A 16,369-nucleotide genomic window follows, 5' to 3' on the forward strand; every position below is an offset into this window, starting at 1 on the left:
TAAATCCTAATGCTTAAAAGTGGATCGGGCTAATTCGAGGGCGGTTTGATAAACTTGTCGCCAGGGGAGATGCTGTTGGCGGGCGAGTCGGGCGCAGTCTTCATATTCGGGTTGTAGATTGGAGAGTTGATCGCCTTGCCAAGCGAGTTTAATCTGAACGGAGCCATAGGGGGTTTCGAGGGTGCGAAGTTCTCGACGCAAAATGGAACGGTCTTGGAGGGTGCGGCGAATGCCTAATGTGGTGGTTTCCTGGAATAATAGGGTTTCACAGGCGGTGATTTGAGCGGGGGGACAAATGACGGTTAAGAGTATACCGAGGCGAGATTTTTTCATGGTGATGGGTTGGGTAAATACATCTAAGGCTCCGGCAGCTAAGAGTTGATCTAAACAGTAGGCGATCGCCTGGGGACTGAGGTCATCAATTTGAGTCTCTAATACCGCTACCTGTTCTAAACCCTGCGGTTCTGCTGGAGAACCTACCCACAAGCGCACTAAATTGGGTAGGGGTAACTGGGCTGAACCGGCTCCTAAACCGACCTGTTCTAAGCGCATGGAGGGAACGGAACCGAAACCTGTAGCTAGAGTAGTGGCGATCGCCGCCCCCGTGGGAGTCACCAACTCCCGCTCAATCCCATTACTGTAAACGGGAACCTGTGCCATTTGCCACAACTTCAGCACAGCCGGGGCGGGAACCGGTAAAATCCCATGGGCTGCCTTGACTGTACCCCCTCCCGTGGGTAGAGCCGAACAAAACAGGCGATCGATTCCTAGCCACTCCAACCCCAAACAAGTCCCGACAATATCCACCAGAGCATCCGTTGCCCCCACCTCATGGAAATGTACCCGCTCCGGTTCAATGCCATGAACCGCCGCTTCCGCCAACGCCAACCGGTGGAAAATGGCTAAACTGCGCTCTTCCACCCGTGGGGGCAGTTGAGCATTCTTAATCATCTCCACAATTTCCGGTAAATGACGGCTGCCGTGGTGATGATCTCGATGGTGATGATCAGGGGAATGCTTGAGATCGACATGAACTTTAATGCCTGCTTGGCCGTGATGGGTCACTTTTTCCTGGCGTAACTGGTACTCATCCTCTATTTGTAAGGATTTCAAGCTCTCTTGCAGGTATTCTAGAGGAACTCCAGCATCTACCAAAGCACCCAAACACATATCACCCGCTAAACCAGTGGGACAATCGAGATACCCGATTTTATTCATTCATCTACCGTTCTGTAAAACTTATACAAAGTTGGACAAAAGCTGCCAACTCCTGTTTCTTCAACAGATGGCTGTTTACTTCCTGCTTCACAGCACCCGCTTTGCCGTAGCATTGCGTTTCTCTAGCGCTCCACAGGCTCACCCCAGCAAACTGCTGGTGTATATGTATTGAGAAGCAATTTCTCAATTGTCTTGTGAGGCTTCTAACTTCTCACTGTCTATGGAGCCTGTTCCACGCACGTAGCACCTTAAGGGCTGGTTCTTTGACCAGTGGTTTCATCCTCTGACGGCAACCCGACTAACAAAGGTCGATTGATAATATTGTAAAACTAGACAGACCTTTTGTCTCAAAATGTTGATAAATGTCCAATTTTTACGCTCACTGTCAGCTACCCCCAACCTATGGCCATCCTGTATACCCTACATCCAAAAACACCGCAACAGCGAATCCTCCAAGAGATCAAAGATGCTCTTCAAGATGGAGCGGTGATGTTATATCCCACCGATACTGTGTATGCGATCGGTTGCGATCTTAATGCTAAATCAGGCATCGAGCGCGTCAGACGGATTAAACAACTCTCTAATGATAAACCCTTAACCTTCCTCTGTTCCTCCCTCTCTAATGTAGCCAGCTATGCCACTGTCAGTGATGTAGCTTATCGAATTATGAAGCGTTTAATTCCTGGCCCTTATACCTTTTTACTGCCTGCAACCAAGGAGGTTCCCCGGTTGGTGATGTCTCCCAAACGGCGAACGACTGGAATTCGAGTACCCGATAATCCCATTTGCTTAGGTCTGTTGGAGGCGTTAGAAAATCCCATTATCTCCACCTCCGCGCATTTGGTGGGAGATGAGGAAATGTCCGCCACTCCCAGCGCTCCTGAATATACTTCTACCGCAGAACTCTTTGACCGCCTCGATAAACTGGTGGATATCATTATCGATGATGGTTTACCCGTCCAGTCTGAAGTTTCTACCGTTTTGGATTTAACTCAGATGGAACCAAAAGTAGTGCGTGAAGGTCTGGGATGGGAAGCAGCATCGGATTGGGTGTCCGAAGCAAGGCAAGTCTAGAGGATCTTCTAACGTAGGGTAGATGATCTTTCTAGAGATTAGGAGTCAGGGAACTCAAAAAAGGCATCTACCCCACACCAGTTTTTTTAGCCACTCCTGCAATTGTCTACTCATGACTTCTCTAGGGGGTTTGCTGCTCTGACCCCCAATTAGGGAATTAAAAATGGCTTAAAGTCTAGCGTTGACAAAGGTTTGGACGATCGCCCATCAAGGTGCGATCGCCAAGTCTTCCCCTGCGCTCTTGTTGTGGGGTTGATCTACCTGATCAAAGAGTGCCACAGCAGCACCCCTTTATTTTCTGAGGGACACCTACAGTCAGAGTATAGACAGCGCCAGGGATTCAACCCAAAACGATGTCATTACGCCGAGTGCATTTAACCTAAAGGAGATTGAACTCATGAATACTAAGTCCAGCCCTTCTGCTACCCTCTCTAACCTCGATTCCCCTAACTCTAATTCCTCTTTCACAGCTCTTAACTCTTGTGCAACGGTGAGCGCCGAAATTCCGGAGTCTTCTGCAAAGGTCATGGATGTAGAGGCTCTAGTAGAGTTAATGAGTGGCGAACTTGGCAGTGCGATGCAGATTAATTGTCGCTCTATTCGGGGGGTGGCTGAACGGATGGCACGGGAAGTCGATCGCATTTGTCAAAAGAGCGATCGTATTCAAAAATCGGGAATCATTGAATCTTGGCAACGGACATTAGCCCATAACCGGATTGAAAAATGCTTACAATATTACAAACTTGGCTCCCGTCAAGGTCGGAGTGAACTACACAGCAATCTGAGTGTCATGGTCTATCGCCATGTGGCTAAAACTAGCGCTCGCTTAGGGTTTAGGGCGCGCTATGGTTTAATTGAAGACTTCATGCAAGGTTTTTATGTGGAAACCCTCAAAGCCTTCCGTCGGGAAAATGAAGTGGCGGAAAACTATAGCCCTCGCACCCGCTTAGAATTGGCTGAATATATGGCTTTTACGGAACAATACGCTAAACGACGCATTAGTTTACCCGGTGGTATTTCCCAAAGATTGATTGTTCTTAGAGCGCAAGGATTTTCTCGCCGTCAACCCCAAGAAATTTCCGTGGATATGGAAATGGCAGTAGAATCGGGTAAGACGGAAGAGGCGCAACTGTACAGCCGCGATCCTGCCTTGCATCAAATTCGTGAGAAAATGGTCGCTGGTGCGATCGATCCTTCCGAGTCGGTACTGCGCGATCGCGTCATTCGCGAATTAACCGAGTATCTTCAATCTCAGGAACAATTTGATTGTATCGATTACCTCAACCTCAAGCTGCAAGATTTCTCCGCCACCGAAATTGATGAAACCCTAAGTTTAACCCCTCGCCAACGGGATTATTTACAACAACGGTTTAAGTATCATGTGGAAAAATTCTCCCGCATTCATAACTGGCATTTGGTTCACCAATGGCTGGGTGCGGATCTCGATCAAAATCTAGGGTTGTCCCCTTCCCAATGGCAAGAGTTCTTTCATCAATTGGCTCCTGAGCAACAACAACTGTTCCAACTCAAGCAAGCGGGAGTTGATGAAGCGCAAATTGCTACCACCATCGGCTGCACTCCCAAGCAATTACAAAAGCGCTGGCATAAATTATTGGAATTGGCTTGGAAAGCAAGGAATCAGGTTAACTCCTAGTCAGAGTCATGGGGTTAGGATGTAAGAAAGGGGATCTTGATGGCAGACTGTTCACCTCGAACACTCTATTCTCCCCTTTTTACCTTATGGTAATCTTGACGGTTAGCTAGTTCGTATATTATTAACCCATCCTTTTGTTTTCTCCCCTTCAAACCCGCTCATGGCAGGGAAAGTAAAAAACCCTTTGTTTCCAGAATCTAAACAAGTACCGCTTGGTTGGGTTCTGATTGTTCCTTTTCTGATTCAGATTTTTGCCGCAGTGGGCTTAACCGGTTGGTTTTCTCTGCGTAATGGTCAAACTGCGGTTGAACAGGTAACGACTCAACTGCGAAATGAACTCACCGCTCGCATTGAGCAGCATCTGGACACCTATCTACAGACTCCTCTGTTAGTTAATCAGATTAATGCCCAGGCGATCGCCAGTGGCGAATTAGACCTGAATCATGATTCTGCCCTTCGCACTCACTTATGGCAACAAATTCAACTCTTTCCCCATATTGCCCAAATTGGACTTTTGACCCCCAGTGGTTATTTTCGCGCCGTTAACCGCGATTTTTCTTCTCCCTCCTTTCAGTGGATTATCAGCAATAAAAATAACTTAAATGCTTTAAATATTTATCCCCTAGACAACCAAGGGAATCCTGCAAAACCAGCAATTTCCTGGAACTCTGGCGATCCTCACCAAGAAGAATGGTATCAAAGTGCGATCGCAAATCAAGGTTTAGCCTGGACACAGCAGAAAAAATTCCCTCCGGATCGAGATTCAGAATTAATTTTAAATGTAAGTCAAATTTGGTACAATGAAGAACAGGAAATATCTGGAGTTCTCAAAACCAGTCTCAGCCTGTCTCAAATCAAGGATTTTTTACAAGGACTACAGATTGGGCGATCGGGTCAAACCTTTATTATGGATAGTCAAGGCTATTTAATTGCCAGCTCCTTACCCGAAAAATCCGCCAATCCTCAACCCCAAACATCCTTCCCCAAAACGGCAGAAAATAGCCCTAATGCTCTTATTCGCTTAACCACAAAACAGATCCAAAATGAATTGGGAAATATTGACGAGATTCAATCCTCCAGTCAACTCAGTTTTTTATTTAAACATCAACGGCAATTTGTACAAGTCACTCCCATCGAAAACAATCAGGGCCTCGATTGGCTCATTGTCGTTATTATCCCCGATTCAGACTTTATGGGAGTAATTTATGAAAACATCCGCAATACCATTTTGCTCTGTTTTGTGGCATTAATGGTAGCGGCAAGCCTAGGATTAATGACTGCCCGTTGGATTTCCGAACCTATTCTAAACTTAATTAAAGCCTTGGAATCAATTTCCGCAGGCAACCTAGATCAAACCTTAAACATCCATCAATCACGCTTGCCAAAAATCCATGAATTGGAAATTTTATCTCGGTCGTTTAACCAAATGTCGGCTCGATTTCGTCAGTCCTACGAAGAACTAGAAATCCGAGTCCAATTGCGAACATTTGAATTAAAAGAAGCCAAAGAAGCTGCCGACGCTGCCAATTCTGCTAAAAGTGAGTTTCTGGCGAACATGAGTCATGAATTACGAACGCCTCTTAATGGCATTCTCGGATATACCCAAATCTTAAAACGTTCCCAAAATATTCCCGCAAAAGAACAAGATGGAATTGAAATTATTCATCAATGCGCCACTCACTTACTGACCCTAATTAATGATATTCTCGATCTCTCTAAAATTGAAGCCAGAAAACTAGAAATTCATTCATCCGATCTTAATTTTAGAACATTCCTAGAAGGAGTGGCAGAAATTTGTCGGATTCGCGCCGATCAAAAAGGAATTGGCTTTAACTATTTACCCGATCCAAATTTACCGAATAGCATCCATGGAGATGAAAAACGAATTCGTCAAGTTTTAATTAATTTATTAGGGAACGCCATTAAGTTTACGGATGTCGGAAAAGTGTCCTTTGAGATCAAGAGTTTAGAGAAAATCCAGCAAGAAGAACAGACTATCCATAAAATTCGCTTCCAAATTCAAGATAGTGGAATTGGCATTGCTTCGGAAAAATTAGAGGCTATTTTTTTGCCCTTTGAACAAGTAGGAGATGTCTCTAAACAAGCTGCCGGGACAGGACTAGGATTAGCCATTAGTGAAAAAATTGTCGCTATGATGGGCAGTAAGATCCAGGTGGAAAGTGAACTCGGCAAAGGAAGTTTATTTTTTTTCGATTTAGAGTTACCTGAAGTGTTAGCATATAAAGAAGAGAGCAATACCCTTTCTCCGAAAAAAATTGTCGGCTTTGAAGGACTTGAAAATGCGAAGATTATGGTCGTTGATAATCATTGGGAAAATCCATCTATTATTAGTAATCTTCTAGAGCCAATGGGATTTAGTATCACTCAAGCTAATAATGGTCAAGAGGCTCTTGAACGACTGCCCATGTTTGACCCTAATTTGATGATTACCGATTTAGAAATGCCGATTATGGATGGAATTGAGTTAATTAAAGCAGTGCGATCGCACCAAGATTGGCAAAATTTACCCATCATTGTATCCTCTGGCCGTGTCTTTGAAGCCGATCGCCATCGCGCTCTAGAAGTAGGTGCGAATGCCTTTTTACCCAAACCTCTAGATACCCATGGACTTCTGGAGCAGATTCAAACTTGGTTAAAGATCGAATGGATTACCGAATCCTCATCAACAGAAATAAATCCCGAAACTCTGGCTGTTCCCATTGCCCCAGATGCCTCAGATGAGCTGTCAATCCCCGATCGAGATAAACTAGCCGAATTATATCGCTTGGCCCTGGAAGGGAATCTAAAGAAAATCCAAAAGAAAGTGACTTTAATTGCTGAAGCCGATCCCGATCTCAGCCCCTTCTGCGATCAAGTGATTCGCCTAGCTAAAAGTTTTAAAGAAAAAGAACTACTCGAATTAATTGAAACTCATTATCAGAGCCTCAGAGGAGAAAACCATGAGTTATAACGATCCGGAATCCAATATTATTTTAATTGTGGATGACAATCCCAATAATTTAGCTGTTTTATCGGATTTTCTCGATGAATCTGGATTTGAGGTTAGGGTAGCTAGAGACGGAGAAAGTGCTTTAGAAAAAGTCAATTATGCCCCTCCCGATTTAATCTTATTAGATGTAATGATGCCGGGAATTGATGGATTTGAAGCCTGTAGACAATTAAAGGTGAATCCAGATACAGAACCTATTCCCGTAATTTTCATGACTGCTTTATCCGATACGGTAGACAAGGTTAAGGGTTTAGAATTAGGGGCAGTTGACTATATTACTAAGCCTTTTTCGCAAGAAGAGGTATTAGCTAGGGTTAGGCTACATTTAAGGTTGAGATCAATGGCGAAAGAATTGGCTGAACAAAATCAAATGCTCAAACAAGAAATTGAGGAAAAAGATCGAGCCGAAGCAGCATTACAAGCCTTAACTGAGGAATTAGAAGAAAGAGTCAAAGCCAGAACTGCCGAACTACAAAAGGCAATTAAAGATTTACAAGATGCCCAGGTGCAGTTAGTGCAGAGTGAAAAAATGTCTACCTTGGGTCAATTGGTGGCGGGAGTTGCCCATGAAATTAATAATCCGGTGGGTTTTATTTTGGGGAATTTAAGTCATGCTCAGGAGTATATTGAAGATATTATTGAACATTTGAGTTTATATCAAAATCATTATCCCGAACCGGTTGCAGAAATTCAAGATCATTATGAAGAGATTGAATTAGATTATTTATTGACAGATTTGCCAGATTTAATTGCCTCAATGCATGAAGGGACGGATCGGATTCGCAATATTAGTCAATCCTTGAGAACCTTTTCGCGATCGGATACGACGAGTAAGGTAATCAGTAATATTCATGAGGGCATTGATAGCACTCTGATGATTCTCAAACATCGCTTAAAAGCCACGGATGAACGGCCAGCGATCGCCATTATTAAAGAGTATGGAGAAGTAGCAGAAATTCCCTGCTATCCGGGTCAACTGAACCAGGTGTTTATGAATTTGCTGGCTAATGCCATTGATGCTTTAGATGAGTCCAATCAGGGTCGCACCTTCCAAGAGATTGAAGCTAATCCCAACCAAATTAGAATTAAAACCCAATTGTCCCCTTCGCAAACGGAAGTGATAATTAGTATTGAGGATAATGGTAAGGGGATTCCCGAAGAGATTCAGGATAAAATCTTCGATCATCTTTATACCACTAAAGCCTCTGGACAGGGGACGGGTTTAGGGCTATCGATTAGTCGGCAAATTGTAGAAGAAAAACATGGGGGTAAACTGAGTTGCCATTCCCTGACTGTTCGCACCAGGGAAACGGAGTTGGCGAGCGGCTCCGTCTTTACAATTACCTTACCCCTAAAGTAACCTCAGTTTTGGTTAAGCGATCGTTGAGTTGAGGGATTCTAAGTCGAGGGTACGCATCACTTCGCGATCCCCTTGGTGAGGGGGAAGAAACGGGGTGGGTGGAGATCGCTTTACCCGTGCGATCGCCAATTCGCTATGGTAGAACAGAAGTCTAGCGCGATCTGGAGTTAATGCTTGATGGATTCATCTTCTGCGTCTTTGTCTCCCCTAGAATTGAGTCAATCCCAACCCTGGCAGTCAACCTCTTCCCCCCAGGATATCGGTATTTCATTACTGATCGAAATGGCCCAACGGGGAGAAATCGATCCTTGGGATGTACAAGTCATTGATGTGATCGATCGCGTTTTAGAGCAATTGAGCGCCCGCGCTGCCCTGAGTGGGGAAGAGTCTGCGGTTAATCGGGCGGACTTATCGGAGTCCGGTCAAGTGTTTCTTTATGCCTCCATGCTGGTTCTCTTAAAAGCCGAAAGTCTAGAAGAAGAGAGTAATGAGCTTTCCCCAGAAGACTTCGCTGATGAAATGGAGAACTACGAAGATCCGGCGGATGGTTCTCGTCCTCGTGTCCCCTTTCGCTTAGAAAACCAACTGCGTCGCCGAGCCATTGCGCGACCGGTGAAACAACGGCGCGTTACTCTACAAGAGCTGATCGATCAGCTGCAAACCATGAGTCAAACCCTGGCAGATCGATCAGGGCGATCGCCCCGTCGTCGCGCCCTCTCCCGCGCCCAAACGGCCAAGGCTATCCGCCAATTAGCCCATGAAGAGAATTTATCAGAGGTGGCAGAAAAATTGGAGAAGTTTCTCAGTCAATATGGAACCACTGAGGAGGAGCAACCGGAATGGCTGGAACTCGAACAACTGCTGGTTTCCCATCCCCAATGCGATCGCGTGGGCACATTCTGGGGTCTGCTCTTGCTCTCAGCCCAATCTAAAGTCGAATTAAAGCAAGAAGAATTCTATCAAGACCTAAAAATCCGCGTCCTGGGCGAACTAAGTCCGGCTTAAGGATTTTTTGCCCAAAAATCGACAGATTCAGAGATTAAGGAGTAAAATCACTGATAACCTATACACATATGGATCAGGTTGTTATCGAACTCCAGAACCTGATCGGTCTAGTCTGATTAGCGTATTGGAACACCCGTAGTGAAGAAAGACCTGTGGTTGAGGAATAGACAATTATGAAAGCCATGATTCTGGCGGCTGGTAAGGGAACTCGTGTCCGGCCCATTACTTATACCATTCCCAAGCCGATGATTCCCATCCTACAAAAACCGGTAATGGAGTTTCTCCTAGAACTATTGCGCCAGCATGGTTTTGACCAGGTGATGGTCAATGTGAGCCACCTGGCCAATGAAATCGAAAGTTATTTTCGGGACGGACAACGGTTTGGGGTGCAAATTGGTTATTCTTTTGAAGGACGAATTGAACCCGATGGAACCTTAGTCGGCGATGCTTTAGGCTCGGCGGGAGGAATGCGCCGCATTCAAGATTATAATCCGTTTTTTGATGATACCTTTGTGGTTTTGTGTGGGGATGCCCTGATTGATTTGGATTTAACGAAGGCCGTGAAGTGGCATAAGGAAAAAGGAGCGATCGCCACGGTAATTATGAAATCTGTCCCCAAAGAGCAAGTATCAAGCTATGGGGTAATTGTCACTGATGAAGACGGACGGGTGAAAGCCTTCCAAGAAAAACCCCCCGTTGAAGAAGCCATTAGTACGGATATTAATACCGGGATTTATATCTTTGAGCCAGAAGTGCTAAATTATATTCCCTCCGGTCAAGAGTATGATATTGGGGGCGAACTGTTTCCCAAGTTGGTGGAAATGGGTGCGCCTTTTTATGGCATTTCCATGGATTTCCAATGGGTGGATATTGGCAAAGTTCCCGACTATTGGCGAGCGGTGCGTGGGGTGCTACTCGGAGAAATTAAGAATGTGTCGATTCCAGGACAGGAAGTTGCCCCTAATATTTATACGGGTCTGAATGTATCTATTAATTGGGATAAGGTAGATATTACAGGGCCGGTTTATATTGGCGGGATGACCAAAATTGAAGATGGGGCTAAGATTGTGGGGCCGGCGATGATTGGGCCAAATTGTCATATTTGTAGCGGGGCAACCGTAGAAAATAGTGTGATTTTCGAGTATTCCCGCCTAGGTGCAGATGTGCGATTGGTCGATAAACTGGTGTTTGGACGCTATTGTGTCGATAAAACCGGTGCATCCATTGATGTGCGATCGGCTGCTTTGGATTGGTTAATTACCGATACCCGTGCCGTGCCGCCCCCTGTGCCACCAGAGGAGCAACAGGCGATCGCTGAATTGTTAGAATTAGATTCTTAACCGCAAGGGAATAGGAGAAGTATACAGGTAGTTTACAGATCGTTCTTGCTCTCACACCAGGCAATCATTGTCGGGTGAGGAGGGCAAGAAATGATGAATTCTGGTATCTGTAAAGATCTCTACTTCCTCGCAAGGAGAAAGTTTCAGGAGAGAACCTTGCTATTGCTGATAGCCAACAAAATCGGGATGACAGGATTTGAACCTGCGACATCCTGCTCCCAAAGCAGGCGCGCTACCAAGCTGCGCTACATCCCGGATGAATCTCATTACAGTATAACCTATTCAAGTCAACTTTGGCTAGAGACAATCTCAACAAAAGATGAGTCATTCAAGGCGATAGACCTTACAGATAGGTAAAAATCTCAGCGACACACCCAAAGAGGAATAACGGAAGATCGCCCTTTCATTCACGGAAGATGAATCCTGATCGCCAGCAGTCAATCAATCTCGATCTCTCCTAGTTAGGATACCAAAACATCCCCTTAATCCCTTCTGGATCTTGGAGAAAACCCAGACTGCGGTAAAATTCAACCACATGGGGATCGGCAAACAAGGTAATGTTGCTAATATCTTCACTACGAAGTTTCTTAATCGTATGTTTCATCAGGGCTTTGCCCAAACCCTTCCCCTGGAATGCTGGATGAACCACCACATCCCAGAGCGTCGCATTAAAAGCATGGTCTGAGGTTGCCCTGGCAAAGCCAATCAACCGACGATGATTACCTCGTAAATCCCACATCGAAATCACGAGGAAGCTATGTTCGATCGCTTTTTTGACTTTCCGTAAAGGACGGCGAGACCAACCTACCGCATCACATAGCTCTTCGAGTTCGTATAGGTCAATGTCCCGATTGGTGCTAAACACAATACGTGAGATTTTGCCCGAATCGCTCTTAAGATCCAAACTGGCAAAGTCTTCCAGTGCTTTCACTGGACTTGGTGTTATCGGAGCATCCGAGCTGCTAAACAAGCTTTTCCAAAAACCCATGCAGGTGTAATTGAAGTAGTCAAAGTTAAATAAACAATATTAGCTTAGTATATCTCCCACAATCTTTTCCTTCTATTATGGCTCAGGGTTTAAAATCCTCTACCTTAGAACTGCTCAAACGCTTTAACCGGGCGTTTCCCCAATTCTATGAACAGTTTGTCAGTTCTGACATCCAATTACAAAACCTGAAGCTGGCCTATCAACTCTACAAAACCCAGAAAGCGATCATCGAAGTTCGGGCTGAAGGCTCGAAAAGCGCTCTCCACTTTGCTTATCGCAATCAATCCTTCCTATTGAGTGATATCTTTGGGGTTCTGGCTGCCTATGGATTAACGATTCATAGTCTGAGTCTCTATGGTCAAATCCATCCGCCCATGCTGGTATTTATTAAGCTAGTGGTTTCTAGGGGAGGCAAAACCCTGATGGAGAAAACCGCCGAAAATGTCTGTCGAGCGATTCAGGAAGCATTAGCCGGCCACTTTGAGGTGGAGGAAATGCTGGCAGTCGAGTTTAACCTGGATGCGGGTTTAGAGCAAGTTGATACAGAGTTTTATGTCGATCCAGTGTTCCATTTACCCGCCTTGCTCATTGAAGCAGATAATCAACCCGGCTTGTTCTACAAGGTGATGTATGCCATTTGGCAAGAAGATTTATTGGTGGTGAATGCCAATCTGTTGGTTTGGAGGGGACGCACTCGCTTGATTCTCTACTTGCTTGGGCCCAATGAGAGCTTGATTCCCGAATATTTGGGTCAGAAGATTGCCGAAAGTGTGAAGCAGAGGTTATTGGGGGATCTCAATTAGCCCTCAATCGCGATCGAAATTTCTCATGGGATCGGACTAAGACACGGTTCAGGATAGGATAGAAGGATGGCAAAAATCGATATCCTGGGCGTTTCCCATACATACGAATTAACTGAACCAAAAACGGCTAATCCGACGTTGGTGTTTGTTCATGGTTGGTTGTTGAGCCGGGCCTATTGGCGGCCTTTGCTTGAACAACTGCGATCGCACTATCAATGTTTAGCCTATGATTTGCGTGGCTTTGGTGAGTCCCATGCCAGATCGGGTTTACCAGATCATGAAGGTGGGCTAGTTTTGGGATATACTCCCAGCGATTATGCTAAGGATTTGGGTATTCTCCTCGATCAATTACAAATTGAGAAAGCTTGGCTGGTGGGCCATTCCCTGGGGGGCAGTGTGTCCCTATGGGCGGCTGCTCAATTGGGCGATCGCATTGAAGGGGTGATTGGCCTCAATTCTGGGGGCGGCATTTACTTAAAAGAAGAGTTCGAGCGCTTTCGTTCTGCTGGCGCTCAGTTGGTCAAACGGCGGCCTCGGTGGTTGGTGGATATACCTTTGCTCGATTGGCTCTTTACTCGCTCTCAGGTCTATCAACCCCTATCGAGAGTTTGGGGCAAACAACGGTTAATTGATTTTGTCAGCGCCCAGTATGAGGCGGCATTAGGGTCTTTATTGGATTCGACTACGGAGGAGCAGGTTCACCGCTTACCCCAATTGGTGGCCCATCTGCAACAGCCGGTTTATTTTATTGCGGGGGCTGAGGATAAGGTGATGGAGCCTCGCTATGTGAGACATTTGGCCAGTTTTCATCCGTTGTTTCGCTCTGGATATGACAATGTGTTGGAAGTTCCTAGTTGCGGCCATTTCTCGATGTTGGAAGCAACCAATCGGGTAGCCGAGCAGATCGATCGCCTGATTCAATCTCAGGAAATAGGCGATCGCCTGGCGAGTTAAGGGATGGGGGGATGGGGAGATTACCTATTCCCTAGGACGAAGCGCGATAAAGCATCTCCAGTTTAGATAAATCCATCCGCGATTGTACCCCTAGGGTTAAAGAAGAGCGATCGCCTTTTTCCCAATGAGCGGCTGCCGCACAAGCAATCATTGCCGCATTATCCGTACAGTATTTCATGGGTGGAAATAGCACCTCTAGATGATGCTCCTCTCCCGCCACTTTCAGGTGTTGCCGTAGTCCCCGATTCGCCGCTACTCCTCCTCCAATGGCGATCGCCGATAAATTGTGGTCAAGAGCCGCTCGGATAGCCCGTTTAGTTAAGGACTTAGCCACCGTGTCTTGAAAACTCGCCGCTAGGTCAGCGATGGGTAAATCCGGGTCAGAAGCCTTCAATTGATTCACCAGTCGCATCACCGCCGTTTTTAAGCCACTGAAACTACAGTCATAGGGATGATATCCCCCTTTCGGTAAGGAAATGCGCCCTTCGGGTAGGGAAAAAGCTTGAGGATTACCCGTTTGAGCCAATTGGTCAATCATGGGGCCTCCCGGATAGCCCAGTCCCAGCAAACGAGCCACCTTATCAAAGGCTTCCCCAGCCGCATCATCGCGAGTTCTCCCCAGAGTTGTATAGTTGCCGCATTGGTGAACCTGGATCAGGCTCGTATGACCTCCAGAGACCAGCAGACACAAGAAAGGGGGTTTTAAGTCGGGATTGGTGAGATAGGAAGCATAGATATGGCCTTCCAGGTGGTGAACGCCAATAAAGGGTTTATCGTGCAAGAGAGCCAGGGTTTTCGCCGCCGTCATGCCCACCAGTAAGGCTCCCACTAAACCAGGGGCACAGGTAGCGGCGATCGCATCAATCTCTGACCAAGAGAGATTCGCTTCTTCTAGGGCAGTGGCGATCGCCCCATTCACCATTTCCAGATGACAGCGAGAGGCCACTTCCGGTACAACCCCCCCATATTGACCATGCTCGGCCATTTGTGAAGCGACAAAATTACTCAGAACGTTACAATTTTTTACAATTGCCACAGAAGTTTCGTCACAACTTGTTTCAATTGCTAGAACCGTTACCATTGCCTGCTACCTTGTTGTAAGGGAAAAATCTTTTCTGAACACCACTCCCTTGTGGACAGGTCAGAAAAGCCGATTTTAGAGACTTTTTTAAGCTTAATCTTTACTGAGTCTCTTAAGTCCAGTATGATTGGCTTTCATAAGAGCCTTCGGTTTCTTTGTAACATAAAATTTGCACTTCGTAACAAAAGGAAACACTTCCATGCGACGATTGCTTGTTCTGGTTTTGATGTGTTGTTTGTGGCTGGGCTTTGTTCCCCCCGCTTCTGCTGATTTAGCCAACTTGGTTCCCTGTAGTGAATCACCCGCTTTTCTGCAACGGGCTAAAGCAGCTCGCGCCACCACCGATGATCCCCAATCTGGGGCCAAACGATTTGAACGGTATTCTGAAGCCCTCTGTGGCGAAGATGGCCTCCCCCACCTAGTGGTTGATGGTCGTCTGAGTCATGCTGGAGATTTCATCATCCCCAGCTTACTCTTCCTGTACATTGCCGGTTGGATTGGTTGGGTAGGTCGTGCTTACCTAATCGCTATCCGGGGTGAGAAAAACGCGGAAGAAAAAGAAGTGGTTATCGATGTACCTCTAGCGATCAAAATGATGCTCACCGGCTTTGCTTGGCCCCTGGTCGCAGCCAAAGACATGATGAGCGGAGAAATGTTCGCTAAAGATAGCGAAATTACGGTTTCGCCCCGTTAATATCCTGTTCAAGTCTGTGTTTTGTTTTGGAGTCTTCACATGGAAGGTTTACTTAAGTATCTGTCCACCGCTCCAGTTTTGATTATGTTATTACTAACAGTCACGGCTGGCATTTTAATTGAGTTTAACCGTTTTTACCCTGACTTACTTTTCCATCCGATGTAAGTTTAGGCAATACTCACCTAGCAATTTGCTGTGTTGGGAAGGAAAGATTGAATTAAACTATTACGCCTTTGGATTTTTTACCAAAGGCGTTTTTTTTGATTCAAAACAGGGAACAGAAAATGCCCTGATTTTTCCTAGATTAAGGGACTTTCTTCATCTTCTTCACTGACAATATAATCATAGTCAAAAACAAAAGCATTTTCATGGCGAATCACAGAAAATCCCAAGTTAGTTACTGTGTCTGTGGTAAATGTTGCCATAACCAATTCTCTAGCTTTCTTATCTGAAACTTGGGGCTTTTGGACAAAAAAGCTCCGTTTAGCAAAAAACAAGCGCTCATCTTTCGGGTTAATAATATGATTAATTTTATGGGTATGTTGAATCGGCTTAATATAACTATTGAGAAAAAACTCTTGGTTAATTTGCATGAGATAAAGCCGTTCATGCTGTAACCAACTCATACCAAACATCATTAACAACAGCTCAAAGCCAAGGGTATAAGTAAAAACATTATTTTTTTCTTCTGGATTAACCACCAGTTGTAGCACAGATTCTAAAAACTTTTGGGGCTTACATCGCAAATCATGGGCAGAATGAATATAAAACTGGCGGATATAAAGTCTTAATTGTTGTTCATCCAAAACCGTAGAAATCTGAAACAACTGTAAATAATATTCCACCTTTTCCTTTGTTCTCTGATCTTGGACTAATTTAGCCACAATACCATCGGCCGTATATTCATCCAAAAATTCAGCTTGCAAATCTGACGGGGCAGACAACAGCAGATGACATAGGGATAATACATATCTTCTCTGTTGCCAAGATAACCCCTCTGTCCATTGACGCGCTTGCAAAGGGAGTTGGGCAAGAATCGATTGCATAGTATCGAATAGAGTCATGATAAAGGATGGAGGAAGATGAGCAGATCGGTAACGGCTGATCATACCTTAAGTAAATTATACTCATAAAACCTCCCGACAGAATATCTCTATATGAACTCAGTGATATACTGAAGAATCATAA

At 45.3% G+C, this 16,369-nt stretch carries 14 protein-coding genes and 1 tRNA gene; 10 read left to right on the forward strand and 5 right to left on the reverse strand.

The annotated features are described in order from the left end of the window. Nucleotides 1–6: 6 nt before the first annotated feature. Nucleotides 7–1,218: a nickel pincer cofactor biosynthesis protein LarC gene (gene larC / locus AC3FZD_RS17185; RefSeq protein WP_488737198.1), complete on the reverse strand. Its 1,212-nt coding sequence runs from the start codon at nucleotides 1,216–1,218 to the stop codon at nucleotides 7–9. Nucleotides 1,219–1,620: 402 nt separating this feature from the next. Between larC and AC3FZD_RS17190 the strand changes: the two genes are divergently transcribed. The 6 genes from AC3FZD_RS17190 to AC3FZD_RS17215 all read left to right on the forward strand — a co-directional run bounded on the left by AC3FZD_RS17190 (nucleotide 1,621) and on the right by AC3FZD_RS17215 (nucleotide 10,661). Further along, nucleotides 1,621–2,292: an L-threonylcarbamoyladenylate synthase gene (locus AC3FZD_RS17190; RefSeq protein WP_488737199.1), complete on the forward strand. Its 672-nt coding sequence runs from the start codon at nucleotides 1,621–1,623 to the stop codon at nucleotides 2,290–2,292. 397 nt (nucleotides 2,293–2,689) lie between these two features. Next, entirely contained in the window at nucleotides 2,690–3,946 is a 1,257-nt protein-coding gene (locus AC3FZD_RS17195; RefSeq protein ID WP_488737200.1) for a HetZ-related protein, read from the forward strand. A gap of 184 nt (nucleotides 3,947–4,130) precedes the next feature. After that, the gene (locus tag AC3FZD_RS17200; protein WP_488737201.1) at nucleotides 4,131–6,917 is read left to right on the forward strand and encodes a hybrid sensor histidine kinase/response regulator; all 2,787 of its coding nucleotides are present in this window, start codon (nucleotides 4,131–4,133) and stop codon (nucleotides 6,915–6,917) included. After that, complete coding sequence (locus tag AC3FZD_RS17205) at nucleotides 6,907–8,316, forward strand: hybrid sensor histidine kinase/response regulator (protein WP_488737202.1); 1,410 nt, start codon at nucleotides 6,907–6,909, stop codon at nucleotides 8,314–8,316. The genes AC3FZD_RS17200 and AC3FZD_RS17205 overlap by 11 nt, the downstream gene beginning before the upstream one ends. A gap of 177 nt (nucleotides 8,317–8,493) precedes the next feature. Then, on the forward strand, nucleotides 8,494–9,321 hold the full coding sequence (locus AC3FZD_RS17210; RefSeq protein ID WP_488737203.1) for a segregation/condensation protein A: 828 nt from the start codon (nucleotides 8,494–8,496) through the stop codon (nucleotides 9,319–9,321). Between the two features lie 173 nt (nucleotides 9,322–9,494). After that, nucleotides 9,495–10,661 carry a nucleotidyltransferase family protein gene (locus tag AC3FZD_RS17215; RefSeq protein ID WP_488737204.1) on the forward strand — a complete coding sequence of 389 codons (1,167 nt, stop codon included), beginning with the start codon at nucleotides 9,495–9,497 and terminating at the stop codon, nucleotides 10,659–10,661. A 181-nt stretch (nucleotides 10,662–10,842) separates the two neighbouring features. Here AC3FZD_RS17215 and AC3FZD_RS17220 read toward each other — a convergent pair. Next, nucleotides 10,843–10,916: transfer RNA gene (locus tag AC3FZD_RS17220), tRNA-Pro, on the reverse strand. Between the two features lie 202 nt (nucleotides 10,917–11,118). Next, on the reverse strand, nucleotides 11,119–11,592 hold the full coding sequence (locus AC3FZD_RS17225) for a GNAT family N-acetyltransferase (RefSeq protein ID WP_488737205.1): 474 nt from the start codon (nucleotides 11,590–11,592) through the stop codon (nucleotides 11,119–11,121). 134 nt (nucleotides 11,593–11,726) lie between these two features. On the opposite strand from AC3FZD_RS17225, the gene AC3FZD_RS17230 reads away from it, so the two are divergent. Both AC3FZD_RS17230 and AC3FZD_RS17235 read left to right on the forward strand, forming a co-directional pair. Then, nucleotides 11,727–12,452 (forward strand): ACT domain-containing protein, encoded by a 726-nt coding sequence (locus AC3FZD_RS17230; RefSeq protein WP_488737206.1) that lies wholly within the window; start codon nucleotides 11,727–11,729, stop codon nucleotides 12,450–12,452. Nucleotides 12,453–12,518: 66 nt separating this feature from the next. After that, nucleotides 12,519–13,406, forward strand: a complete 888-nt coding sequence (locus tag AC3FZD_RS17235) for an alpha/beta fold hydrolase (RefSeq protein WP_488737207.1) — start codon at nucleotides 12,519–12,521, stop codon at nucleotides 13,404–13,406. A 31-nt stretch (nucleotides 13,407–13,437) separates the two neighbouring features. On the opposite strand, the gene tsaD is transcribed toward AC3FZD_RS17235, so the two are convergent. Further along, nucleotides 13,438–14,487 carry a tRNA (adenosine(37)-N6)-threonylcarbamoyltransferase complex transferase subunit TsaD gene (tsaD, locus tag AC3FZD_RS17240; RefSeq protein ID WP_488737208.1) on the reverse strand — a complete coding sequence of 350 codons (1,050 nt, stop codon included), beginning with the start codon at nucleotides 14,485–14,487 and terminating at the stop codon, nucleotides 13,438–13,440. A 199-nt stretch (nucleotides 14,488–14,686) separates the two neighbouring features. Between tsaD and AC3FZD_RS17245 the strand changes: the two genes are divergently transcribed. Together AC3FZD_RS17245 and psaJ are read left to right on the forward strand one after the other, a co-directional pair. After that, entirely contained in the window at nucleotides 14,687–15,181 is a 495-nt protein-coding gene (locus AC3FZD_RS17245) for a Photosystem I reaction center subunit III (protein WP_283755712.1), read from the forward strand. A 39-nt stretch (nucleotides 15,182–15,220) separates the two neighbouring features. After that, nucleotides 15,221–15,346: a photosystem I reaction center subunit IX gene (psaJ, locus tag AC3FZD_RS17250; protein ID WP_271936499.1), complete on the forward strand. Its 126-nt coding sequence runs from the start codon at nucleotides 15,221–15,223 to the stop codon at nucleotides 15,344–15,346. A 134-nt stretch (nucleotides 15,347–15,480) separates the two neighbouring features. Here psaJ and AC3FZD_RS17255 read toward each other — a convergent pair whose 3' ends face one another. After that, the gene (locus tag AC3FZD_RS17255) at nucleotides 15,481–16,245 is read right to left on the reverse strand and encodes a cobyrinic acid a,c-diamide synthase (RefSeq protein ID WP_488737209.1); all 765 of its coding nucleotides are present in this window, start codon (nucleotides 16,243–16,245) and stop codon (nucleotides 15,481–15,483) included. Nucleotides 16,246–16,369: the final 124 nt, after the last annotated feature.

It is taken from the genome of Roseofilum sp. KMC-1 (assembly GCF_057802075.1).